Source organism: Aromatoleum sp. (genome assembly GCF_032027225.1).
Lineage (GTDB): Bacteria > Pseudomonadota > Gammaproteobacteria > Burkholderiales > Rhodocyclaceae > Aromatoleum.
The window spans coordinates 131,618-154,752 of the sequence record NZ_JAVSMM010000006.1 but is presented as its reverse complement, the minus strand read 5'-3'; the positions used below and the strand labels follow the sequence as shown (position 1 = coordinate 154,752).

15 protein-coding genes and 1 pseudogene are annotated in these 23,135 nt (G+C 67.0%); 10 read left to right on the top strand and 6 right to left on the bottom strand.

What is annotated here, in order from left to right; translation table 11 throughout:
• Nucleotides 1–287: 287 nt before the first annotated feature.
• Nucleotides 288–1,817: a ubiquinone biosynthesis regulatory protein kinase UbiB gene (gene ubiB / locus ROZ37_RS09215; protein ID WP_312659094.1), complete on the bottom strand. Its 1,530-nt coding sequence runs from the start codon at nucleotides 1,815–1,817 to the stop codon at nucleotides 288–290.
• Between the two features lie 146 nt (nucleotides 1,818–1,963).
• Here ubiB and argS point away from each other — a divergent pair, with 146 nt between their 5' ends.
• From argS to ROZ37_RS09195, 4 genes are all read left to right on the top strand, one after another.
• Nucleotides 1,964–3,727: an arginine--tRNA ligase gene (gene argS / locus ROZ37_RS09210; protein WP_312659023.1), complete on the top strand. Its 1,764-nt coding sequence runs from the start codon at nucleotides 1,964–1,966 to the stop codon at nucleotides 3,725–3,727.
• Nucleotides 3,728–3,785: 58 nt separating this feature from the next.
• Nucleotides 3,786–4,376 (top strand): SPOR domain-containing protein, encoded by a 591-nt coding sequence (locus tag ROZ37_RS09205; protein WP_312659022.1) that lies wholly within the window; start codon nucleotides 3,786–3,788, stop codon nucleotides 4,374–4,376.
• Between the two features lie 91 nt (nucleotides 4,377–4,467).
• On the top strand, nucleotides 4,468–5,103 hold the full coding sequence (locus ROZ37_RS09200) for a thiol:disulfide interchange protein DsbA/DsbL (RefSeq protein WP_312659021.1): 636 nt from the start codon (nucleotides 4,468–4,470) through the stop codon (nucleotides 5,101–5,103).
• A gap of 194 nt (nucleotides 5,104–5,297) precedes the next feature.
• Complete coding sequence (locus ROZ37_RS09195; RefSeq protein WP_312659020.1) at nucleotides 5,298–10,118, top strand: NAD-glutamate dehydrogenase; 4,821 nt, start codon at nucleotides 5,298–5,300, stop codon at nucleotides 10,116–10,118.
• Nucleotides 10,119–10,163: 45 nt separating this feature from the next.
• On the opposite strand, the gene ROZ37_RS09190 is transcribed toward ROZ37_RS09195, so the two are convergent.
• Together ROZ37_RS09190 and ald are read right to left on the bottom strand one after the other, a co-directional pair.
• Nucleotides 10,164–12,131, bottom strand: coding sequence for a potassium transporter Kup (locus ROZ37_RS09190; protein WP_312659019.1), 1,968 nt, complete (start codon nucleotides 12,129–12,131; stop codon nucleotides 10,164–10,166).
• A 107-nt stretch (nucleotides 12,132–12,238) separates the two neighbouring features.
• On the bottom strand, nucleotides 12,239–13,351 hold the full coding sequence (gene ald / locus ROZ37_RS09185; protein ID WP_312659018.1) for an alanine dehydrogenase: 1,113 nt from the start codon (nucleotides 13,349–13,351) through the stop codon (nucleotides 12,239–12,241).
• Nucleotides 13,352–13,451: 100 nt separating this feature from the next.
• Here ald and ROZ37_RS09180 point away from each other — a divergent pair, with 100 nt between their 5' ends.
• Nucleotides 13,452–14,294 (top strand): helical backbone metal receptor, encoded by an 843-nt coding sequence (locus tag ROZ37_RS09180; protein ID WP_312659017.1) that lies wholly within the window; start codon nucleotides 13,452–13,454, stop codon nucleotides 14,292–14,294.
• Between the two features lie 257 nt (nucleotides 14,295–14,551).
• Here the strand turns inward: ROZ37_RS09180 and ROZ37_RS09175 are convergent, their stop codons facing one another.
• The 3 genes from ROZ37_RS09175 to ROZ37_RS09165 all read right to left on the bottom strand — a co-directional run bounded on the left by ROZ37_RS09175 (nucleotide 14,552) and on the right by ROZ37_RS09165 (nucleotide 18,129).
• Complete coding sequence (locus tag ROZ37_RS09175) at nucleotides 14,552–15,022, bottom strand: putative toxin-antitoxin system toxin component, PIN family (RefSeq protein WP_312659016.1); 471 nt, start codon at nucleotides 15,020–15,022, stop codon at nucleotides 14,552–14,554.
• A gap of 234 nt (nucleotides 15,023–15,256) precedes the next feature.
• Nucleotides 15,257–17,080, bottom strand: a complete 1,824-nt coding sequence (locus ROZ37_RS09170) for a class I poly(R)-hydroxyalkanoic acid synthase (RefSeq protein WP_312659015.1) — start codon at nucleotides 17,078–17,080, stop codon at nucleotides 15,257–15,259.
• Nucleotides 17,081–17,100: 20 nt separating this feature from the next.
• Nucleotides 17,101–18,129, bottom strand: a complete 1,029-nt coding sequence (locus ROZ37_RS09165) for an MBL fold metallo-hydrolase (protein WP_312659014.1) — start codon at nucleotides 18,127–18,129, stop codon at nucleotides 17,101–17,103.
• Between the two features lie 129 nt (nucleotides 18,130–18,258).
• Between ROZ37_RS09165 and ROZ37_RS09160 the strand changes: the two genes are divergently transcribed.
• The 5 genes and pseudogenes from ROZ37_RS09160 (at nucleotide 18,259) to ROZ37_RS09140 (ending at nucleotide 22,989) form a co-directional block, all read left to right on the top strand.
• A complete protein-coding gene (locus ROZ37_RS09160) occupies nucleotides 18,259–18,696 on the top strand; it encodes a MerR family DNA-binding transcriptional regulator (RefSeq protein WP_312659013.1) in 438 nt (145 codons plus the stop codon).
• 68 nt (nucleotides 18,697–18,764) lie between these two features.
• Nucleotides 18,765–19,229 carry a PaaI family thioesterase gene (locus ROZ37_RS09155; protein WP_312659012.1) on the top strand — a complete coding sequence of 155 codons (465 nt, stop codon included), beginning with the start codon at nucleotides 18,765–18,767 and terminating at the stop codon, nucleotides 19,227–19,229.
• A gap of 72 nt (nucleotides 19,230–19,301) precedes the next feature.
• Nucleotides 19,302–20,459: pseudogene (gene can, locus ROZ37_RS09150) on the top strand (carbonate dehydratase); the annotation flags it as partial.
• Nucleotides 20,460–20,652: 193 nt separating this feature from the next.
• Nucleotides 20,653–21,843, top strand: coding sequence for an acetyl-CoA C-acetyltransferase (locus tag ROZ37_RS09145; RefSeq protein WP_312659011.1), 1,191 nt, complete (start codon nucleotides 20,653–20,655; stop codon nucleotides 21,841–21,843).
• Nucleotides 21,844–22,989, top strand: coding sequence for an acyl-CoA dehydrogenase (locus ROZ37_RS09140; RefSeq protein WP_312659010.1), 1,146 nt, complete (start codon nucleotides 21,844–21,846; stop codon nucleotides 22,987–22,989).
• The last annotated feature ends 146 nt before the right edge of the window (nucleotides 22,990–23,135 follow it).

Here is a 23,135-nt window from a genome sequence, read left to right as displayed (position 1 = left end):
GGCGTCGCGGATGCGACGCGCGGCCGGGCGGCAAGCGGGCGCGAGCGGCCTGGGCGGGCACTAAGGAAGGTACGAGGGCGTGGGCGGCCGAAGCCGGCGAGAGGATTCAGCCGGATGAAGGCGGGCTTCGACAGGCTCAGCCCGAACGGTATTCGAAGGTACGGCCCGGACGGTATTCGACGAGCGGAAGGAGCGATATTCGACGAGCCGGCTTGAGCGGTATTCGACGGACGCGGCACGAGCGGGATTCGATCGCTGCCGTCCGAGCGAGGTCGGTTTCCGCGCGATCACCCCGCGAGGCGGTAGAGCTCGAGCGCGACGAGGCCGGCGAAGAGCACGCTGACGACCGTCAGGATGCGCCCCTGGCGGCGCTGTGCGGTATCGACGCGCATCAGCACTTCGCGCTGCTCGGAGAGCTGCTGCTCCGGGGCGAGGAGCGCGCGATGCACGAGGCGCGGCAGCTGCGGCAGCGTGCCCGCCCAGGCGGGCGCCTCTTCGCGCACGCCGCGCAAGACTGCGCGCCAGCCCATGCGCTCGTCCATCCAGCGTTCGAGGAAGGGCTTCGCGGTCTTCCACAGGTCCAGTTCCGGGTCGAGCTGGCGGCCGAGGCCTTCGATGTTCAGCAGTGTCTTCTGCAGCAGCACGAGCTGCGGCTGCACTTCCATCTCGAAGCGTCGCGCGGTCTGGAAGAGGCGCAGCAGCGTCTTGCCGAACGAGATGTCCTTCAGCGGCCGGTCGAAGATCGGCTCGCACACCGCACGGATCGCGCTCTCGAACTCGTCGACGCGCGTGTGCGCCGGCACCCAGCCGGCCTCGATGTGCGCGCGCGCGACACGGTTGTAGTCGCGCTTGAAGAACGCGAGGAAATTCTGCGCGAGGTAGTTCTTGTCGACTTCCCTCAGCGTGCCGACGATGCCGAAATCGAGCGCGATGTAGCGGCCGTCCTGATGCACGAAGATGTTTCCGGGGTGCATGTCGGCGTGGAAGAAGCCGTCGCGGAATACCTGCGTGAAGAAGATCTCCACGCCCGCGCGCGACAGCTGCTTGAGGTCGACGCCTTGTTCGCGCAGCGTCGCGAGCTGCGAGATCGGCACGCCGCGCATGCGCTCCATGACCATCACGGTCTTGCCGCACCAGTCCCAATACACTTCCGGCACGACGAGGAGCTTCGAATCGATGAAATTGCGCCGCAGCTGCGAGCAGTTCGCCGCCTCGCGCATCAGGTCGAGCTCGTCGTTGAGGTATTTCGAGAACTCCGCGACGACTTCCCGCGGCTTCAGCCGCCGCGCCTCGGGCCACAGCCGGCCGAGCAGCGCCGCCGCGGAGTCCATCAGCGCGAGGTCGTGCGCGATGACGCGCTGGATCCCCGGGCGCAGGATCTTCACTGCGACGTCGGTGCCGTTCGGCAACTTCGCGAAATGTACCTGCGCGACGGACGCCGACGCGACCGGCGTGCGTTCGAAATCGACGAAGACGTCATCGACCGGGCGGCCGTAGAAGTTCTCGAGCAGCTGCAGCGCTTCCTCGGTCGGGAACGGCGGCACGCGGTCCTGCAGCAGCGCGAGCTCGTCGGCAAGGTCGGGCGGCAGCAGGTCGCGCCGGGTCGACAGCATCTGCCCGAACTTCACGAAGATCGGCCCGAGCGATTCGAGCGCGCGGCGCAGCCGTACGCCGCGCGGTTCCGTCGGATGGCGCCAGAAGAACACCGCGTGCCACAGGCGCATCAACCGGCCACTGGGATCGGCGTCGAGCACCATCTGGTCGAGCCCGAAGCGCAGGGCCACGGTGATGATCTTGGCGAGGCGGAACAGGCGCACGTGGACAGGCACAGAAACGAAAGGCGGGACTTTAGCCGGAAAGGGTCGAGTGCGAAAGCGATGCCCGGCCGGCGCTTTTCGATCGAGACCGGGTGGCCGGTAGGCGATCCGCTATAATTTCGCCCTTTTACGATTTGCCGAGGGCCATGAGCGCCGATCCGAAAGCCCAACTCGCCGACCTGCTGCGTACCGCGCTGAAAAGTGTGGCGCCGGAACTCGCCGACACCGACATCCACCTCGAGCGCCCGAAACAGGCCGGCCACGGGGATTTCGCGACGAACCTCGCGCTGCAGCTCGCGAAGCCGCTGCGTCGCAGCCCGCGCGACCTCGCGGCGAAGCTGCTAGACGAGCTGCCCGCGTCGCCGCTCGTCGCGACGACGGAAATTGCCGGCGCCGGCTTCATCAACTTCACGCTCGCGGCGGGTGCGAAGACCGCCGTGGTCGGCGAGGTCCTCGCGCGCGGCGAGTCGTTCGGCCGCGGCGCACGCCGTGGCGTCAAGGTGCAGCTCGAATTCGTCTCGGCGAACCCGACCGGTCCGCTGCACGTCGGCCACGGCCGCGGCGCCGCGTACGGCGCGTCGCTCGCGTCGGTGCTCGACTTCGCCGGCTGCGACGTCACGCGCGAGTACTACATCAACGACGCCGGCCGGCAGATGGACATCCTCGCGCTGTCGACGTGGCTGCGCTACCTCGCGTCGTTCGGCGTCGAAGTCGCGTTTCCGCCGAACGCGTACCAGGGCGATTACGTCGTCGCGATGGCGCGTGACCTGCGCGACGCGCACAAGGACCGCTTCGCTGGTTTCACCGCGGAGCAGGTCGTCGACGGCGCGCCCGGCCTGCCGGTCGCCGACCGCAAGGACGACGAAGCGAAGAACCAGCGCGAGGACCACCTCGACGTGCTGATCGCGAACGCGAAGCGGCTGCTCGGCGAGGATTACCACTTCGTGCACGGCTTCGCGCTCAACGAGCAGCTCGGCGACGGCCGCGCGGACCTCGAAGAGTTCGGCGTGCATTTCGACAAGTGGTTCTCGGAAAAGAGCCTGTTCGACACCGGGCTCGTCGAGCGCGCGGTCGCCGAGCTCGAACGCCAGGGGCACGTCTATCTGCAGGACGGCGCGAAGTGGTTCCGCTCGACCGCGTTCGGCGACGAGAAGGACCGCGTCGTGCAGCGCGACAACGGCTTGTATACCTATTTCGCGTCGGACATCGCGTACCACCTGAACAAGTACGAGCGCGGTTTCGATCGCATCATCGACATCTGGGGCGCCGACCACCACGGCTACATCCCGCGTGTGAAAGGCGCGATCGCCGCGCTCGGCCTGCCGCCGGAAAAGCTGGAAGTCGCGCTGGTGCAGTTCGCGGTGCTGTACCGCAACGGCCAGAAGGCCGCGATGTCGACGCGCTCGGGCGAGTTCGTCACGCTGCGCGAGCTGCGCCGCGAAGTCGGCAACGACGCCTGCCGCTTCTTCTACGTGCTGAGGAAGAGCGATCAGCACCTCGACTTCGACCTCGACCTCGCGAAGAGCCAGAGCAACGAGAACCCGGTCTATTACGTGCAGTACGCGCACGCGCGCGTCTGCTCGGTGCTGCAGCAGTGGGGCGGCGACGTCGCGGAGCTCGCCGCGGCCGACCTCGGCCGACTCGAGAACGAGCGCGAGCTCGCGCTGTGCGCGCGCCTCGGCAGTTTCCCCGAGCTGATCCAGAACGCCGCGGCCGATTACGCGCCGCACCAGATCGCGTTCTACGTCAAGGACCTCGCGGGCGAATTCCACAGCTGGTACAACGCCGAACGCATGCTAGTCGAGGACGAAGGGCTGCGCGCCGCGCGCCTCGCGCTCGCGGCGGCGGTGCGCCGGGTGCTCGCGACCGGCCTTGCGCTGCTCGGCGTCTCGGCGCCGGAGTCGATGTGAAGCCTCGCGCATCGTCTGCAATGCCGTCGAAACAACGGCGACCCCTCCGGAGAATCTCGTGAGTCGTGACCGCAAGCCCCGATCCAGGACATCCAGCCGCCCCGCGAAGAGCGGCGGCGGCGTGATCGTCGGGATCTTCATCGGCCTCGTGCTCGGGGCGCTCTTCGCCGCCGGCGCCGCGTGGTGGTTCACCCGCTCGTCGCCGTTCCAGCCGGCGTCGCCGTCCTCGCCGACGCTGCCGAACCGCGCCCAGCCGCCCGACGAGCCGCGACCGCCGGTGTCGCTCCCCGGGAAGCCGGGCGACCGGCCGGTGACGAAACCGGACTTCGAGTTCTACAAGATCCTGCCGCAGGGCAACGGCGCGCCGACCGAAGCGCCGCCGCCGCGCGAACCCGCGCCGGCGCAGGCGCCCGAGCGCCTGTACCTGCAGATCGGCGCGTTCGAGAACCCGGCCGAAGCGGACAACCTCAAGGCCAAGCTCGCGCTGAACGGCATCGAGGCGAGCGCGCTGCGTGCGCAGTTGCCAGACGGACGCACGATGCACCGCGTGCGCATCGGCCCGTTCGCGAAGCCCGAAGACATGAACCCGGTCCGCACGCGCCTCGCCGAGGCCGGTTTCACCGCGACGGTCGTCAGGGGCAACCCCTGATCCGGGCGCCGGAGCCTACCCGATCCGTATGGCGGGAACCGCCTGGCATCCGGCGCCGTCAGACACGCTGTCATCAACCCGGGAGTACTGAATGAATCGTCGTCTCGCACTCAAGCAACTTGCCGCGCTCGGCGCGCTGTCCGCGTTCGGCACCGGCGCGTTCGCGCAGCGCCAGGCGTACCAGACGCTCGGCACGAAGGTGCCGACCGAGGTCGCGGGCAAGGTCGAAGTGATCGAGTTCTTTTCCTACGGCTGTCCGCACTGCCACGACTTCGAGCCGCTGCTGAACAACTGGTCGAAAGGTCTGCCGGGCGACGTGAACTTCATCAAGGTGCCGATCACCTTCAATCGCGCCGAATGGACGACGCTGGCGCGCCTCTACTACACGCTCGACGCGATGGGCGAAGCCGCCAAGCGCGGGCCGGCGGTGTTCGCGGCGCTCCACGACGAGAAGCGCCCGCTGTACCGCGAGGACGTGCTGATGGAATGGGTCGCGAGCAGCGGCATGGACGCGAAACGTTTCAGCGACACTTACAAGTCGTTCGGCGTGCAGTCGAAGGTGCAGCGCTCGAACCAGATCGCCGCGGCGTACAAGGTCAGCGGCGTGCCGATGATGGCGGTCGACGGCCGCTACATCATTTCGGCGAGCACCGCCGGCGGCTACGATCAGATGCTGAAGACCGTCGACGAACTCATCGCGCGCTCGCGCAACGAGAAGAAGGGCTGACCGCTCCCGGTTCGACTGCCCCCGTCGCTGCGCCCCTCCCGGGCGCGGCGCCTGCCGCGGCGGCCCGCCGCGTTTCCCGAATTGTCCTCTTTCGCCGCCTGAGCGATCCGAGTATGGTTGCCTGAACATTGTCCGGCGGCCTTGTCGGACCGCGCGGCGTATCGCGGCACGACCTCCGGGGACGGGAGACAAGCATGAAGTCACGCGAGGCAGCAACGGGCACCGCGCAGTTCGACGCGGTTCTGGAACAGATCGCCAAGAAGCTGCCGGCAGACGAGGCGGCGCTGGTCGAGCCGTTCGCGCGGCGCTGGTTCAGTCAGGTCGCGCCGGAAGATCTCGCCGACCGCAGCGTCGACGACCTCTACGGCGCGGTCGTCAGTCACTGGCAGTTCGTGCGACGGCATCGCGGCGGCGCGCGGCTGCGCGTGTACAACCCGAAGCTCGAAGAGCACGGTTGGGAATCGACGCACACGGTGGTCGAGATCGTCAATGACGACATGCCGTTTCTCGTCGATTCCATCACGATGGAAGTCAACCGGCAGGGGCTCACGCTGCACCTGATCATCCACCCGGTGATGCGCGTCGTGCGCGACGGCTCCGGGCGCTACCTGCGCCTCGCCGAAGAAGGGAAGGCGGACCAGGGACGGTTCGAATCCATCATCCACATCGAAGTCGACCGCCGCGCCGAAGCGAACGACCTCGACGCGCTGCGCAACGGGCTCGAGCGCGTGCTCGGCGACGTGCAGGCTGCGGTCGCGGACTGGCCGGCGATGCAGCAGCGCGTCGTCGAGATCGTGAAGGGTATCGAGGACAACCATCCGCCGGTACCGGCCGAAGAGGTCGCCGAAACGCTCGCCTTCCTGAGATGGCTGCTCGACGACAACATCGTGCTGCTCGGCTGCCGCGACTACGAGCTCGTCAACGCGAACGGCGAGAGCGAGCTGCACATCCGCCCCGGCTCCGGTCTCGGCCTGCTGCGGGAACGCGCAGGTGAACGCGTGTCGCGGTCGTTCTCGGCGCTCCCCACCCATCTCAAGGCGACGCTGCCGAACCTGCCCGTGCTCCTGACGGTGACGAAATCGAATACGCGCTCGACCGTCCATCGCACCGGCTACATCGACCGCTTCAGCGTCAAGGTGTTCGACGAGCAGGGCAACGCGCGGGCCGAGCGGCGCATCATCGGCCTGCTCGCGTCGACTGCGTACAATGCGAGCCCGCGAGAGATTCCGTTCCTGCGCGGCAAGATCGCGGCGGTCATCGAGCGCGCCGGGTTGATGCCGAAAAGCCACGCCGCGAAGGCGCTCTTGACGATCCTCGAACGCTACCCGCGCGACGAGCTGTTCCAGATCTCGACCGACGAGCTCTTCCATCAGGCGATGGGCATCCTGCGGCTGGGCGAGCGTCAGCGCACCCGGCTCTTCGTGCGCGCCGACCCGTTCGCGCGCTTCGTCTCGTGCCTGATCTACGTGCCGCGCGAGCACTACACGACCGACCAGCGGCTGCGCATGCAGGCCGTGCTGATGGAAGCGTTCAACGGCACGAGTTCCGATTTCGACGTGCAGTTCTCCGAGTCCGCGCTCGCGCGCGTGCTGATCATCATCCGCACGCGCGATTCGTCGATTCCGCCGTACGACGTCTATGAGCTCGAGCAGCGGCTCGTGCGCGCGACGCGACGCTGGGAGGACGAGTTGCACCGCGCGATGATCGAGCATTTCGGCGAGGAGCGCGGGATGGCGCTGCTGCGCCGCTACGGCGAAGGCTTCCCGGCTGGCTATCGCGAGGAATATTCGCCACGCGTCGCGGTGTTCGACGTCGAGCAGATCGAGTCACTTGTCGACGACGACGACCTCGGCATGAGCCTCTACATCCCGCTAGAGGCGCGGCCCGGGCGGCTCAACTTCAAGATCTATCGCGTCGGCGCGCCGGTGCCGCTGTCGCAGAGCTTGCCGATGCTCGAACGCATGGGTGTCAAGGTCATCGACGAGAACCCGTCGGAGATCGAGCGCCAGGACGGGCGCTGCGTCTGGATCCACGATTTCGGGCTCGCGTACGAGGCCGCCGAGGAGCTTGACATCGAGCGGCTGCGCCCCCTGTTCCACGACGCGTTCCTGCGTGCGTGGCGGGGCGACATCGAGAGCGACGACTTCAACCGCCTGACGCTGCTCGCCGGCCTGACGTCGCGCGAGATCGTCGTGCTGCGCGCGTACGCGAAGCACATGCGCCAGGCCGCCTTCACGTTCAGCCAGGCGTACATGGAGAACACGCTCGCCGCGCATCCGGCGCTCGCGCGCCAGCTCGTCGAACTGTTCGCGCTGCGCTTCGATCCGCAGCAGGACGCCGATCGGGCCGGGCGCGCCGGGGCGCTCGCCGCGCGCATCGAGGAAGCGCTCAACGCAGTCGCGAATCTCGACGAGGACCGCATCCTGCGGCAGTTCCTCGCGATGGTGCAGGCGACGCTGCGCACGAACTACTACCAGCGCGAAGCCGACGGGCAGCCGAAATCCTGGCTTTCGCTGAAGCTCGACCCGCGGCGAATCCCGAACCTGCCGCAGCCGCTGCCGATGTTCGAAATTTCGGTCTACTCGCCGCGCTTCGAAGGCGTGCATCTGCGCGGCGGCCGCGTCGCGCGCGGCGGCGTGCGCTGGTCGGACCGCATGGAGGACTTCCGCACTGAAATCCTCGGTCTCGTGAAGGCGCAGATCGTCAAGAACGTCGTCATCGTGCCCGTCGGCTCGAAGGGCGGCTTCGTCGTCAAGAACCCGCCGGCGGGCGACCGCGAGGCCCTGCTCGCCGAAGGCATCGCGTGCTACCGCCAATATCTGCGCGGGCTGCTCGACCTCACCGACAATCGCGTGCAGGGCAAGGTCGTGCCGCCGCGCGACGTCGTCCGCCACGACGAGGACGATCCTTACCTCGTTGTCGCCGCCGACAAGGGCACCGCGAGCTTTTCGGATCACGCGAACGCGATCGCGCTCGAATACGGCTTCTGGCTCGGCGACGCGTTCGCGTCCGGGGGCTCGGCCGGTTACGACCACAAGAAGATGGGCATCACCGCGCGCGGCGCGTGGGAGTCGGTCAAACGCCACTTCCGCGAGTTCGGGCTCGACACCCAGGAGCAGGCCTTCACCGTCGTCGGCATCGGCGACATGTCCGGCGACGTGTTCGGCAACGGCATGCTGCGCTCGCGGAAAATCCAGCTCGTCGCGGCGTTCGACCACCGGCACATCTTCATAGACCCGACGCCGGACCCGGAAACCTCGTTCGTCGAGCGCGAGCGCCTCTTCGCGCTGCCGCGCTCGTCGTGGGACGACTACGACCGGGCGCTGATCTCCGAAGGCGGCGGGGTGTGGCCGCGCGCCGCGAAGTCGATCCGGCTGTCACCGCAGGCGCGCGAGGCGCTCGGCATCGCCGCCGAAGCCTTGCCGCCGTCGGAACTGGTGCGCGCGATCCTGACCGCGCCGGTCGACCTGCTCTACAACGGCGGCATCGGCACCTACATCAAGGCGACGAGCGAAACCGACGCCGCGGTCGGCGACCGGGCGAACGACGCGCTGCGCGTCAATGGCGCCGACCTGCGCTGCCGCGTCGTCGCCGAAGGCGGCAACCTCGGGGTCACGCAGCTCGGTCGCATCGAATACGCGCTGAAGGGCGGCAAGATCAACACCGACGCAATCGACAACTCGGGTGGCGTCGATTGCTCGGATCACGAGGTCAACATCAAGATCCTGCTCGGCAGCGTCGTCGCCGAAGGCGACCTGACCGGCAAGCAGCGCAACGAATTGCTCGCTGTGATGACCGACGAGGTCGCCGAACTCGTGTTGCGCGACAACTACGCGCAGACGCAAGTGCTGTCGGTGACCCGCTCGCGCGGCGGTGCGCTGCTCGACGAGCAGGCGGAATTCATTCGCCGGCTGAGTCATGCGGGACGGCTGAACCGCAAGATCGAGTACCTGCCGCTCGACGAGGAAATCGCCGACCGCGCGCTTGCGCACATCGGTCTCGTGACGCCGGAACTGGCGGTGCTGCTCGCGTACAGCAAGATCGAGCTCTTCGACGAAGTGCTCGAATCCGACGTGCCCGAGGATCCGTACATCTCGACCGCGCTGACGCGCTACTTTCCGAACCCGCTGCGCGACCGCTTCGCCGCGCAGATCCAGCGCCATCCGCTGCGTCGCGAAATCATCGCGACGCATGTGGTCAACAGCATGATCAATCGCGTTGGTCCGACCTTCGTCAGCCGGCTGCACGGTGAAACCGGCGAGCCGATGGCCGCCATCGTGCGCGCATACATGGCGACCCGCGAAATCTTCGCGCTGGTGCCGACGTGGCGCGAAATCGAGGCGCTCGACAACGTCGTTCCGGACGCCGTGCAGACCGAGATGATCCTCGAGACGGTGCGCCTGGTTCATCGCGGCACGATGTGGTTCCTGCGCCACCGCAGCCGGCTCGCCGATCTGCAGGGGACGCTCGACCATTTTTCGTCCGGCGCCACCGGCCTGTCGGCGGGCCTGCGTGAATTCGTTCGCCCGGCGTACCTCGAAGTCATCGACGGCGTTGCGGCCACGTTCGTCGGAAAGGGCGTGCCCGCGCCGCTCGCGCACCGCATCGCATCGCTCGACGAGCTGTATTCCGCGCTCGATTTCGTCGAGGTCGCCGAGGAAACCGGGCGTCCGGAGGCGACCGTCGCGAAAATCTATTACGCGCTCGGCGACGAGCTCGATCTGTACTGGCTCGGGCTGCAGATCAGCGCGTTGCCGGCCGACAGCCGCTGGCAGGCGCTCGCGCGCGGCGCGCTGCGTCTCGAACTGTCTACCCAGGCGCGGATTCTCGCCGCGGACGCGTTGAAGCACTGCCCCGGCGTGGAGGCGCCGGAGGAGGTCATCGCGGCCTGGCAGGAGCGCAACCGCGTGAACGTCGAGCGCTACCGGCATTTGCTCGCGGACGTGAAGACCGCGGGCGCGATCGACATGGCGATGCTGTCGGTGCTGATGCGCGAGCTGCGCGGCATGGACTGAACGGGGTGGCGGCCGAAGCGGGCGCCGTCCCGCCCGGCCGCATTGCTACAGCTCGATTTGCGTGCCGAGTTCGACGACGCGATTCGGCGGAATGCGGAAGTAGTCCGCCGCGCTGCCGGCGTTGCGGAACATGAGGATGAAGAGCTTCTCGCGCCAGCGCGCCATGCCCCCAGCGACGCGCGACACGAGCGTCTCGCGGCCGAGGAAGAACGAGGTTTCCATCATCTGGAACTTCAGCCCGAATTCGGCGCAGCGTTCCAGCGCGACCGGCAAGTCGGGGTCGTCCATGAAGCCGTAGTTCACGCGCACGCGAAAGAAACCGTAGTCGAGCTCCTCGACCGCGACGCGCTCGCTGTCGGGCACGTGCGGCACGTCGGCGGTTTCGACCGTCAGCAGCACGACGCGGCGGTGCAGCACCTTGTTGTGCACGAGGTTGTGCAGCAAGGCGCGCGGCACGCCTTCGAGCCATGTGGTCAGGAACACCGACGTCCCGTCGACGCGCGGCGGCGGGCTGGCGAACATCGACTGGATGAAGGTGTCGAGCGGCATCGTGTCGCTGCGGATGCGCGCGTTCAGCATGTCCCGGCCGCGTTTCCACGTCGTCAGCAGCGTGAAGATCAGCATGCCGATCAAGAGCGGAAACCAGCCGCCGGCGAGGATCTTCACGGTCGTCGCCGAGAAGAACGCGATGTCGACCGTCAGGAACACGACGAGGAACAGCGCCGCCCGAGCCTTGCCCCAGCCCCACAGCGCGCGCACGACCACGAAGGCGAGCAGCGTGTCGATCATCATCGTCAGCGTGACCGCGATGCCATACGCGGAGGCGAGCGCGCTCGACGAGCGGAAGCCGACGACCAGCGCGACGACCGCGCCGAGCAGCATCCAGTTGATGCTCGGCACGTAGATCTGGCCCATCTCGCGCTCGGACGTGAAGATCGTGCGCATCCGCGGCGCGTAGCCGAGCTGCATCGCCTGGCGGGTCAGCGAATAGGCGCCCGAGATGACGGCCTGGCTCGCGATGATCGTCGCCAGCGTCGCCATCGCGACCATCGGGTAGACGAGTGCGTCGGGCACGAGCAGGTAGAACGGGTTGCGCAGGTTTTCGGGATGGTCGAGGATCAGCGCGCCCTGGCCGAGATAGTTCAGGTACAGCGCGGGAAACACCACCAGGAACCACGCGAACTTGATCGGGCGCCGGCCGAAATGCCCCATGTCGGCGTACAGCGCCTCGCCGCCGGTGATCGCGAGCACCACGGCCCCGAGCGACAGCCAGCCGACGAGCGGCATGTCGGCGAAAAAGCGCAGCGCCCAACGCGGGTCGAGCGCACCGACGATCTCGGGATGCAGCATGATGCCGCGGATGCCGAGCGCCGCGAGGACGATGAACCAGCACAGCATCACCGGGCCGAACACTTTGCCGACGCTGCCGGTGCCGCGGCGCTGGATCAGGAAGAGCGCGAACAGCACGACGAGCGCGATCGGCAGCACGTAGGGGCGGAACGCGGGCGTCGCGACTTCGAGGCCTTCGACTGCGGACAGCACCGAGATCGCCGGAGTGATCATGCCGTCGCCGTAGAACAGCGCGGCGCCGAACACGCCCAGCACCGACAGCAGCCACGCCTTGCGTCCCGGCGGCACCGTGCGCAGCACGAGCGAGGTCAGCGCCATGATGCCGCCTTCGCCGCGGTTGTCGGCACGCGTGATGAAGACCACGTATTTCGCCGAGACGACGAAAACGAGCGCCCAGAACACGAGCGACAGGATCCCGTAGACGTTCTCCGGCGTCACCGGCACCGCGTGCGGACCGTTGAATACTTCCTTCAGCGTGTAGAGCGGGCTGGTGCCGATGTCGCCGTAGACGACGCCGATCGCGGCGACCGCAAGTCCGGTGATCCCTGCGCGGTGGCCGTGTGGGGAAGCGGGAGTGTCGGTGTCGGCATCGACCGCGGGCGGGCGGCCGGGGCCGGATGCCATCGCGGGTGACGGATCTTCCGCAGGATCGACGGTCGACATGGGAACTCCCGGGGAAGGGGCGTTAGCGCGGGCGCAGAGCTTACCGCAGTGCAGCACCCGCAGCCAATCGGGCAGCAGTTGTGTGGCGCGGGCGCTTCACCCCCTTTTCACAACATTTCTCCCGCCGGCCGGAACCCGAGTCCGAGCGCGGCGGCGACACCCTTGTGCGTGAGGTGTCCCGCGCATACGTTCAGCCCCTGCAGCAAGTGGGGATCCTGCGCGAGCGCCGCACGCCATCCCTTGCCGGCGATCGCGAGCACGTGCGGCAAGGTCGCGGCGTTGAGCGCGAACGTGGAAGTGCGCGCGACCGCGCCCGGCATGTTCGCGACGCAGTAATGCACGACGCCGTCGACGACGAAGGTCGGGTCCGCGTGTGTCGTCGGCCGCGAAGTCTCGATGCAGCCGCCCTGGTCGATCGCGACGTCGACGATCACCGCTCCGGGCCGCATGCGGCGCACGAGGTCGCGGCCGACGAGCTTGGGAGAGGTCGTGCCGGCGACGAGAACGGCGCCGATCACGAGGTCGGCATCGACGACCGCGTTCTCGATCGCCTCGGCGCTCGCGTGCAGCGTCGCGAGGCGCGGCCCGAAGCGCTCGTCGAGGCGGCGCAACGCGGGCACGGAGCGGTCGATGACGCGCACTTCCGCGCCCATTCCGAGCGCGACCAGCGCGGCGTTCGCCCCGACCACGCCGCCGCCGAGGATCACGACGCGCGCCGGCTCCACTCCCGGGACGCCGCCGAGCAGCACGCCGCGGCCGCCCGCGGCTTTCTCGAGGCAGTGCGCGCCGGCTTGCACGCTCATCCGGCCGGCGACCTCCGACATCGGCGCGAGCAGCGGCAGCCCGCCGCCGGGGTCGGTGACGGTTTCATAGGCAATCGCGGTGACGCCGGACGCGATGAGATCGCGCGCCTGGTCCGGGTCTGGCGCGAGGTGGAGGTAGGTGAAGAGGACGTGGTCCGGGCGCAGCCACGCACGCTCCTGCGGCTGTGGTTCCTTGACCTTGACGATCAGTTCGGCACTGGCGAACACCTGCTCCGCGGTGTCCGCGATCTGCGCACCCGCCCGCCGGTAATCGTCGTCGCTCGCGCCGATGCCGGCGCCGGCGTCGTGTTCGACGGTCACGCGATGCCCGCCCGCAACGACTTCGCGGACGCTCGCCGGCGTGAGTCCGACCCGGTACTCATGGACCTTGATTTCCTTCGGCACCCCGACGCGCATCCTGACCTCCCGTTGGGCTGAGCCGACGTGCAGCAATGGAACTGCGGTCGCTGCCGTCGCCTACAATCGACTCCCTCTTTCCCTTCGATCGCGATCTGCCATGGAAGTATCCGCCTTCTCCAACGCCTCCGATGTGCTGACCGACGCGGTGGGCACTCGCCACCGCCCGGCGGACGGCCCGGTGCGTATCGTGTCGCTCGTGCCGTCGCTCACCGAGCTCGTCTGCGACCTCGGCCTCGTCGACCGGCTCGTCGGACGCACCGGCTTCTGCATCCATCCGCGCGAAACCTTGAAGCCGATCCCGAAGGTCGGCGGCACCAAGGATGTGAAACTCGACGTCGTGCGCGCGCTCGCCCCGACTCACCTGATCGTGAACATCGACGAGAACCGGCGCGAGACGGTCGACGAGCTCGCCGAGTTCGTCCCGAACGTGATCGTCACGCATCCGTGCCGGCCGGAGGACAACATCGGCTTGTATCGGATGTTCGGCGCGATCTTCCGCAGCGAGGCCCAAGCGGAACGGCTCGTCGCCGATCTCGACGCCGCGTTCGCCGAAGCTCGCGTGGTCGCCGCTGCATTGCCGGTCGAGCGCGTGCTGTACCTGATTTGGCGGGCTCCGTGGATGACCGTCTCGCGGGAAACCTACATTTCGTCGACGCTCGCCGCCGTCGGCTGGCAGACGCTGCCCGAAGCGTCGGCGAACCGCTATCCGGAAGTCGACTGGGCGTCGATCTCGGGTGCGGCGCGCGTGTTCCTGTCGACCGAGCCGTATCGCTTCAGCGAAGCCGACCTCGGCGAAGTCGAGCGCCTCGCGCGCCGGCCGGCCGTGCTGATCGACGGGGAAATGACGTCCTGGTACGGCAGCCGCGCCGCGGCGGGGCTGCGCTATCTCGCGCGCTTGCGCAGCGAGATAGCGGATGGGGGAAGGCTTGCGTCGCTGTGAGGCCGCCGGCGAAGGCCCCGCCCAGCGGGTTACGCGGGGGTGGAGGGCCGACGCGGAGGTTTTCGCGAGCGGTGCACGCGATGTGGGGCGATGCGGATGAAGCTGCGGTCGTCAGCGAGTGCGTTCGGCCCCGGCGCGACATTTGTCGTATCGCTTCGCTCACCCCGACCTGTCGCTCGGGGACGGAGCGAAAAGTCCGGCCGTAGCCGGCGGGTACGCCAGCCGAGAGCTCGGGCGCGCTCGCCCGCCGTCATTCTTCAGTCGCTTTCGAGTGTTGCCGCAAAGCTCTCGGGCGTCACGACGGCGAAAAGCCCGCGCACGAGCCGGTGGCGATGGAGCTTCAGCAGTACCTTGTCGCGGCTGAGCAGATGACTCGCGCGGCCGTCGCGCGCGACTTCGAGAAACTTCTGGTCGTCTCTGTCGCGGCATGTCGGCAGTGCCGGGACGGAGAGCGGGTCGTCCCCGTCCGTGGGGTCCATGGGCTCGGCAAGCGTCACGCGTGCGGTGTAGGCGTCGAGGATGTCCCGCTGACGGTCGGGGCTCGCGCCGAACTGCCGGTAGGCGAGCACGTGGCGCAGTTCCTCGAGTGTGTCGGCGCGCGCGAGCAGCGGCGGCGCGTGGTGCTCGATCGCGTCGCGCAAGCGTGCGAGCCGCGGGTCTTCGAAGAACCACAGGGCCATGACGGTGTTGGTGTCGAGGACCAGGCGGGGCGGCGGGAAGTCCGGCATCGGGAATCGCAATGGAGATTGGCGCCGGTGCGACCCGGCAGAGGGGAAGGAATCGGAACGCCGACGACGCCTGGCAAGCGCCCACGTCCATCGGAGCACACTCCCCGCGCGGACCGGGTTGCGGCACTTGCCGGGGAAGGTCCGCATGCGCCGGACCACAAGCGGTCGGGATCGGCGGCGTAAACGACGGCGAGGGGGCGGCGCCCCCTCGCGTGGATCACGTGCGGCCGAAGATCAGGTGACGCTCGTCGCGTCGAGGCGGATTTTGACGAACGTGCCCGGGGCGTCCTCGAGCACCTTCAGCTTGCCGGTGGACGGATCGCGCGCGTCGGTCTGCTCCGGATCCTGCGGCGTGACCCACGCCTGCCAGTCGGTCCACCACGACCCCTGCTGGTGCTGCGCGCCTTCGAACCACGCGTCGGCGTCCTTCGCGAGCTTCGCCGCCGGGTTCAGCCAGTAGCCGTACTTGTTCGCGACCGGGGGATTGACGATGCCGGCGATGTGGCCGGAGCCGCCCAGGACGAAGCGCACCGGGCCGCCCAGTCTCTGCGCGCCCATGTAGGTGCTCTTCCACGGCGCGATATGGTCTTCGAGCGTCGAGATGAAGTAGCACGGCACCTTGATCTTCGACAGATCGATCGGCACGCCGTCGATGACGATGCCGCCCGGCTCGACCAGTCGGTTCTCCATGTACATCGTGCGCAGGTAGAAGCTGTGCATCTTCGCCGGCATGCGCGTCGAGTCGGAGTTCCAGTACAGCAGGTCGAACGGGAACGGATCCTTGCCCATCAGGTAGTTATTGACGACGAAGGACCAGATCAGGTCGTTCGCGCGCATCATGTTGAAGGTGCCTGCCATCTCCGAGCCTTCGAGGTAGCCGCGCTCGAACATCTTCTTTTCGAGGCTCGACACCTGGCCTTCGTCGATGAAGACGCCGAGCTCGCCCGGTTCGGCGAAATCGGTCATCGTCGTGAAGAAGGTCGCGCTCGCGATGCGCTTCTGCTTCTTGCCGGCGAGGTAGGCGAGTGTCGTCGCGAGCAGCGTGCCGCCGAGGCAGTAACCGCAGGCGTTGATTTCCTTCTCGCCGGTCTGCTTCTCGATCGCGTCGAGCGCGGCGATGATGCCTTCGTGCACGTAGGACTCGAACGTCTTCTCGGCCTGGCGCTCGTCCGGGTTGACCCACGAGATCACGAACACCGTGTGGCCCTGGTCGACGCACCACTTGATGTACGAGTTCTTCTCGCGCAGGTCGAGGATGTAGAACTTGTTGATCCATGGCGGCACGATCAGCAGCGGGCGCTTGAGAACCTTGTCGGTCGTCGGCGTGTACTGGATCAGCTGCATCATGTCGGTCTGGAACACGACCTTGCCAGGCGTCGTCGCGACATTGCGACCGAGCTCGAACGCGGTCGTGTCGGTCATCTTGACCCGGATCTGGCCGCCGCCGTCTTCCATGTCGCGCAGCAGGTTGTTCAGGCCCTTGATCAGGTTCTGCCCGTTGCTCTTGACGGTCTCGCGGAACACTTCCGGATTCGTCAGCGCGAAGTTCGACGGCGACAGCGCGTCGATGTACTGGCGCGTGTAGAAATTGACCTTCTTCTGCGTTTGCTCGTCGAGACCCTCGACGCAGCACACCGTGTCATGCACGTGGCGCGCGGCGATCAGGTAGGACTGCTTGATGAAGTCGAACAGGAAGTGCTCTTCCCACTGCTCGTCCTTGAAGCGCTTGTCGGTTTTCTCCGGTTGGGCGATCGGCGCGCCGTGCATGCCGATCACACGCAGCATCGAGTGCTGCCACAGCGAGAAGTAGTCCCAGACGAGGTTCATCTGCGACTGTGCGAGCCGGTACGGATTCGCGAGCAGCTTGGCCATCATGTCCATGAAGGCCTGGGCGATGCCGAGCTCGTCGCTCGGCGTGGCGACGCCTTTCTTCAACTGGCGTTGAACGTGCTCGCTGATCAGGTGGGAGGCGCGCTGCGCGACCTCGGCGTACGTCTTCGCAACCTCTTTCGGGTCCGGAAGCTCGGCAAATAGGGTCTCGGGGGCGGGTGCTGACATCTAAGTAATGCTCCTGTTTTTCATCTCATGCGTTCGAATCGGACCAGACCGTCCCGTGCGGCTGACCTACGCAACTCATTTTTGCCGACCAGGTAATTCAGGTGAGCAATTGCCTCTCCCATCGCAAACATCACCTGATGCGTATCCAGCGGCCGGGGAAAAAGTGTCGTCAGCAGGTCGCCGGCAGTGCTTGGCGCAGTCATCGCTTGCAACAATTCGTCACAACGTTCGCGGTGATGCGCTTCGAGCTGCGCGACCCTTTCCCGGATGCCGCGGAATGGTCGACCGTGCGATGGTAGCACGAGCGTGTCGTTCGGCAAGTCCTTGATGCGATTAAGCGATTCGAGAAACCAGCGGAGCGGATCGCCCTCCGGAGTGGCCGCGTAGACGCTGATGTTCGTCGAGATGCGCGGCAGCAGCATATCACCCGAAATGAGTATGCCAAGTTGTTCGCAGTAGAGGCTCGCGTGTTCGGGTGCGTGCCCGTAGCCGACGATGACGCGCCAGTCCTTGTCGCCGATCCGGATCTGGTCGCCGTCGAATAGGCGATGGAAGCAACGGGGCAGTTCCGGCACCCCGCGTCGATACGCGTTGCCGCGGGTGGCGAGCGCTTCGAGGCGCGCATCGTCGAGGCCGTGCGCGCGAAACTGCGCCACCATGTCCGGCACGCACATCCCCGGCATCTGGTTCCAGATCGCGTGGCCGGCGAGGAATTCGCCCTGGGTCATGAGTACCGGCGCGCCGTCGCGCGCGGCCAGCCAGCTCGCGAGACCGAGATGGTCCGGATGGTGATGGGTGACGACGACCCGGGACACCGGGCGCGCGTCGCGTTCCAGAACCGTGGTCCAGTGCGCGCGGATCTCGTCGGCGCCGAGGCCGGTATCGACCGCGGTCAAGGCGTCGCCGTCGTCGAGCAGCCACAGGTTGATATGGTCGAGCGCGAAGGGAAGCGGCATCCGCAGCCAGCGCACACCGGGCGCGACCGCGAAGGTTTCCCCGCCCGCCGGGGTGTCGTCGAACGGATACTGCAGTGCGTTGATGCTGTTCATCGTGATCTCTCCGTTGCGAGGGCGGCGCAATCGTCGATTGCCCAAACCCCTGAATTCTGATTAACTTTTTCGTCTTCCCGCAGTGCCGCATCCGGCGGCTCGGGTCGTTTTTACTTCGGGCGTCCGCCAATGGCAAGCGAACAAACCTACACGATCACCGAACTGGCACGCGACTTCGACGTCACGCCGCGCGCAATCCGCTTCTACGAGGACCAGGGCCTTCTGAAGCCCGCCCGCGCGGGACGTTCCCGCATCTACACGAAAGCCGACCGCACGCGCCTGAAGCTCACGCTGCGTGGCAAGCGCCTCGGACTGTCGCTCGCCGAAATCAAGGAGCTGCTCGAGATGCACGGCGGCGTCCGCAATCCGGCCGCGCAACTGCTGCGTTTCCTCGTCGTTCTCGCCGATCGCCGCGAAGCGCTCGAACAGCAGCGCGAGGACATCGAGGCGGTGCTCGGCGAGATCGCGATGCTGGAGAAACAGTGCTCCGAGCTGCTTGGCCACGACCCTGCGAAGGCGACGGAGGAGCGGGCCAAAGTCGTGCGACGGATGCGTAGCGAAGCTTGATTTTTTTGATGATTAGTTTACGTTGACGTAAACGTAACGACAACAAAAAATCCCCCGGAGCGGACGGAATGAATCGCGAGATGCCGATTTTTCAGCCGAAGGATGCGGCGTACGCCGAGCGCGTTCACGCGAGTTTCGTCCTGCAGCAGGCGATGACCTTGATCGGCGCCGAGCTGGCGGTCGTCGAGCCGGGCTACACCGAGATCCATCTGCCGTTCAAGCCGGAAATCACGCAGCAGCACGGGGTAATCCACGGCGGCGTCGTCGGCATGATCGCCGATTCGGCCGCCGGCTACGCGGCGAACACCCTGACGCCGGCCGACACCAGCGTGCTGACCGTCGAATACAAACTGAACCTCGTCGCCCCGGCCGACGGCGATCGTCTCGTCGCGCGCGGCGAAGTCATCAAGCCCGGCCGCACGCTGCTGATCACCCGCGCAGAAGTGTTCGCGGTGAAACAGGAGCAATGGACGCTGTGCGCGGTGATGCAGCAGACGATCATGGCGATGCACGGCAAGAAGGAACGCGTCTAGGCGGTCGCCTGCTGCGCACGGTCGCCCGCGGACGGCGCGGGAGAGGCGAATCGTGCTGTCGAAAGGCGGCGCAAACGGAACGGAATTTCAATGGCAATCGAGCTTCGCCTGGTAGGCAACGAGGACGGCGCGGCGGTCGAGCACGTCCGCCAGTTCTTTCGCAATTACGCCGCATGGCTCGGGGTCGACCTCGGGTTTCAGGGCTTCGGCGAGGAAATGGCATCGCTGCCCGGTGCGTATTCCGCGCCGCAAGGGCGGCTCTTTTTCGCCGAAGTCGACGGCAAGGCTGCCGGCTGCGTCGGCATCCGGCCGTTCTCGGAAGGCGTCTGCGAGATGAAGCGCCTTTACGTCGAGCCGGAGCTGCGCGGGCTCGGCGTGGGCCGCACGCTTGCACTCGCGGCGATCCGCGCGGCGAAGGAGATCGGCTACCGACGTGTCCTGCTCGACACGCTGCCCGCGATGCGCATCGCGGTGAAGCTCTACCGCGAACTCGGCTTCACCGAGGCGCCGGCCTACTATCCGACGCCGATCGAGGGCACGATCTTCCTCGCGCTCGATCTCGAGAACTGGTCCGAGCAGGACGTCGCGAACGAAAACCTGTTCCACCTGTTCGACTACAACCGCGCCTGGGCGCAGCGGATGCAGCAGGCCGATCCGGGTTTCTTCGAGAAGCTGTCGAAGCTGCAGGCGCCCGAGTACCTGTGGATCGGCTGCTCGGACTCGCGCGTGCCCGCGAACCAGATCATCGGTCTGCTGCCCGGCGAAGTGTTCGTGCATCGCAACGTCGCCAACGTCGTCGTGCATACCGATCTCAATTGTCTGTCGGTCGTGCAGTTCGCCGTCGACGTGCTGAAGGTCAAGCACATCATGGTGGTGGGACATTACGGCTGCGGTGGCGTGAAGGCGGCGCTCGGGCGCGAGCGCGTCGGGCTCGTCGATCTGTGGCTGCGCCACGTGCAGGACGTCCACGTCAAGCACCGCGCCGAGGTCGATGCGCTGCCGTCCGAACTCGCGCACGATCGGCTGTGCGAACTGAACGTTCTCGAACAGGCCGTCAATCTATGCCAGACGATCGTCGTCCAGGATGCTTGGAAGCGCGGCCAGCCGCTGACGGTTCATGGCTGGATCTACGGCCTGAAGAACGGTCTCGTGCGCGACCTCGGACTGAACGTGCGCCGCGCCGAAGACCTGATGCCGCGTTACGTCGCGGCGCTCGAGACGCTGGGTTGAGCGCAAGATCGACGGATGCCATATGGGGATGAGCCGAAAGCGCTATCCGTCGATGCATGAAATTAATACCGGACGTTTTTTTGGCGGAAAACCCTTCGTTCCCGGCGGCGCCGGAGCCGCGTTTTCCGCCTTGCGTCCACTCGAAACACCGGCGCGAACGCCGGACTGACAAGCTGTTCTACAGGAGAGAAACATGAAGGATCCCGTCGTTATCGTTTCCGCCGCACGCACGCCGATGGGCGGTTTCCAGGGCGAGCTCGCCGGCCTGACCGGCCCGCAGCTCGGCGCTGTCGCGATCAAGGCCGCCGTCGAACGCGCCGGGATCGCTCCCGAGCAGGTCGAGGAAGTGCTGATGGGCTGCGTGCTGCCCGCGGGCGTCGGCCAGGCGCCGGCCCGCCAGGCGGCGCTTGGCGCCGGCCTGCCGCTGTCCGCCGGCTGCACGACGATCAGCAAGGTGTGCGGCTCGGGCATGAAGGCGACGATGCTCGCGCACGACCTGCTGGTGGCCGGCACCAACGACGTGATGGTCGCGGGCGGCATGGAGTCGATGTCGAACGCGCCCTACATGCTGCCGAAGGCGCGCGGCGGCTATCGCCTCGGCCACGGCCAGATGCTCGACCACATGTTCTACGACGGCCTCGAGGACAGCTACTCGAAGGAGACCAAGGGGCGCCTGATGGGCACCTTCGCTGAGGACTGCGCGGGCCATTTCGACTTCACGCGCAGTGCGCAGGACGAGTTCGCGATCGCCTCGACGACGCGTGCGCAGACCGCCATCAAGGACGGCAGCTTCGCGTGGGAAGTCGCGCCGGTTACGGTGTCGGGCCGCAAGGGCGACGTCGTCATCGACAAGGACGAGCAGCCGCCGAAGGCGCAGATCGACAAGATCGCAGGCCTGAAGCCCGCGTTCGCGAAGGACGGTACCGTCACCGCCGCGAACTCGTCCTCGATCTCCGACGGCGCCGCCGCGCTTGTGATGATGCGCCGCTCGACTGCCGACAAGCTGGGCCTGAAGCCGCTCGCGACGATCGTCGGCCACGCGACGCATGCGCAGGAGCCGAAGTGGTTCACGACCGCCCCGGTCGGCGCGATGCAGAAGGTGCTGGCGAAGGCCGGCTGGACGAAGGACCAGGTCGACCTGTGGGAGATCAACGAAGCCTTCGCGGTCGTCACGATGGCGGCGATGAAGGAACTCGACCTGCCGCACGACAAAGTCAACGTGCATGGCGGCGCCTGCGCGCTGGGCCATCCGATCGGCGCTTCGGGCGCGCGCATCATCGTCACGCTGCTCGGCGCGCTGAAGAAGTACGGCAAGAAGCGCGGTGTCGCAAGCCTGTGCATCGGCGGCGGCGAAGCGACGGCGGTGGCGGTGGAGCTCGCGTAAATGATCCTCGCGCAAGAACAGGAAATGATCCGCGACTCCCTGCGCGCTTTCGCGCAGGAGCGTCTGGCCCCTTTCGCCGCTGAATGGGACCGCAACCACACCTTTCCGCGCGAGGCTTTGCGCGAGCTCGCCGAGCTCGGCGCGCTGGGCATGGTCGTGCCCGAGCAGTGGGGCGGCGCGGGAATGGACTACGTGAGCCTCGTGCTCGCGCTGGAAGAGATTGCAGCCGGCGACGGCGCGACCTCGACCATCGTCAGCGTGCAGAACTCGCTCGCCTGCGGCATCCCGAACCGCTACGGCAACGACGCGCAGAAGGACGAGTGGCTGAAGCCGCTCGCGCGCGGCGAGAAGCTCGGCTGCTTCTGCCTGACCGAGCCTCATGTCGGTTCCGATGCCGCCGCGCTGAAGACGACCGCGGTGCGAGTGAAGGACAATGAGGGTGATTCCTGGGTCATCAACGGCGTGAAGCAGTTCATCACGACCGGCCGTGAAGCCGACGTTGCGATCGTCTTTGCGGTGACCGACAAGGCTGCCGGCAAGAAGGGCATCTCGTGCTTCCTCGTACCGACGAACACGCCGGGATACATCGTCGCGCGCATCGAGGAGAAGATGGGCCAGAAGGCCTCGGACACCGCGCAGATCCTCTTCGAGAACTGCCGCGTGCCGGCAGGTGCGCTGTTGGGTGCCGAAGGCGAGGGCTACAAGATCGCGCTGTCGAACCTCGAGGCGGGCCGCATTGGCATCGCCGCGCAGTGTCTCGGCATGGCGCGAGCAGCGCTGGAAGCTGCCGTGAAGTACGCGCATGAGCGCGAGACCTTCGGCAAGCCGATCTTCGAGCACCAGGCGGTGAACTTCCGCCTCGCCGACATGGCAACGCAGCTCGAAGCCGCGCGCCAGCTCGTCTGGCATGCCGCGAGCCTGAAGGACGCCGGCCGGCCCTGCCTGAAGGAAGCGTCGATGGCGAAGCTCTTCGCTTCCGAGATGGCGGAGAAGGTGTGCTCGGATGCGATCCAGATCCACGGAGGCTACGGCTACGTCAGCGACTTCCCCGTCGAGCGCATCTACCGCGACGTGCGGGTATGCCAGATCTACGAAGGCGCGAGCGACATCCAGCGCCTCGTGATCGGTCGTTCGCTGGCGCAGTAAGCGTAGGCAAAAGAGCCGGGGGCATCCGGCTCGGCGGCGCAGGGCGGGAAACGAAAGTTTTGGCGCAGCCGAAAGCGCAGCGTCTTCCGCCGCATGAAACGATGTTCCCGACGTGATTCATGCGGCGGATAGGCCTTCGGCTCATC